Annotated in this window: 2 protein-coding genes; both read right to left on the bottom strand. The window is 65.1% G+C overall.

Going from position 1 to position 1,380, the window contains the following annotated elements:
- The coding region (locus tag IVA91_RS35970) for an IS66 family transposase (RefSeq protein ID WP_247460729.1) at window positions 1–961 on the bottom strand (961 nt) is incomplete at its 3' end.
- 69 nt (window positions 962–1,030) lie between these two features.
- On the bottom strand, window positions 1,031–1,380 hold a 350-nt coding region (gene tnpB, locus IVA91_RS35965; RefSeq protein WP_247460728.1), incomplete at its 5' end, for an IS66 family insertion sequence element accessory protein TnpB.

Below are 1,380 nucleotides of genomic sequence, written 5' to 3'. Positions count from 1 at the left end.
GGATGCCGGCATACCGGGCCAGATGCGCTTGGGGATGCTCGCCCTTGCGGTCGCGGGAGTAGTAGAACATCGCCGCCGGCGGGTCCGTGCCCCCAAATGACCGATCGTCGCGGACGTAGATCCAGCACCGTCCGGTGTCGGTCTTGCCCTTGGCCAGGACCGGTACCGTCGTATCGTCAGCATGAAGGCGCTCGGCCGCAATGACGTGGGCTCCCACCAAGCGCAGCAGAGGATCCAGCGAGGCACAGACCGCCCCAACGGCATCCGCCATGGTCGACAGTGCGATCGGCACGCCTTCCAGAGCGTAGCGCTCGGCCTGGCGGTTGAGCGGCTGATGCTGGCCGAACTTCTCAAACATAATCATGGCCAAGAGGCTCGGGCCAGCCCATCCCCGGGCGACGGCATGGAACGGGGCCGGCGCCTGGCTGATCTTCTCGCAGTCGCGGCAGGAGAACTTCTCCCGAACCGTCTCGATCACCTTCCACTGGCGCGGCACCACTTCCAGCGTGCGGGTCACATCCTCGCCGAGCTTGCGCAGGCGATTGCTGCCGCAGCATTCACAAGCCGTAGGCCCATCGATCACCACCCGTTCCCGTGGCAGATGCTCAGGGAAGGTCTGGCGCTCGGCACGCTGGCGCGTAAATCCGCGCACCGTGGTCGTCTTGGCCACGGCCCGTTCCGCCGCCAGCTCGTCCTCGGTGGCGTCAGCTTCCAGCTCTTCGAACGTCAGCGCCAACTGCTCGATCAGCCGCGCCGAGCGCTCCGACCGTTGCCCATAGATCTGATGCTTCAGCTTGGCGATCTGCAGCTGCTGCTGCGCGATCAGCGCTTCGTCTTCCGACGCTTTCGCGCGCGCGACCGCGAGCTCGGCGGCGATCTCCAAACCCTTCGCGCGCTCGACTGCCAGCGCGTTCTTCAGGGCGGCAACCTCATCGGGAACAGCGTCGCGGTCGGCATCCATGCGAGGCAGTGAATCACAGATTGGACGCGATGGGACTCCCCAAAATGGCAGCAACCGTAGTTTCTTCGCTCAACCCGCGCTCTGCGGCCGCCAACTTAGTTGGGGATTCCGCCAGTCGATGCCTTCGAGCATGTAAGCCATCTGCGCCGCCGAGATCGACACCGCACCGTCCGACGCCGAGGGCCAGATGAACTTGCCACGGTCCAGCCGCTTGGCATAGAGCGACATGCCCAGCCCATCGTGCCAGAGAATCCTGACCAGATCACCGCGGCGGCCCCGGAAGATGTAGAGATCGCCGGCATGAGGATCGCGCTTCAGATTCTCCTGGACCGCAAGCGCCAGGCTTTGCATGCCGCGACGCATATCGGTGTGGCCAGTGGCGATCCAGACCCTGACGCCGCTCGGGATCGGGATCATCG

Source organism: Bradyrhizobium sp. 153 (assembly GCF_023073835.1).
Lineage (GTDB): Bacteria > Pseudomonadota > Alphaproteobacteria > Rhizobiales > Xanthobacteraceae > Bradyrhizobium.
This window is presented reverse-complemented; position numbering and strand designations above follow the sequence as displayed.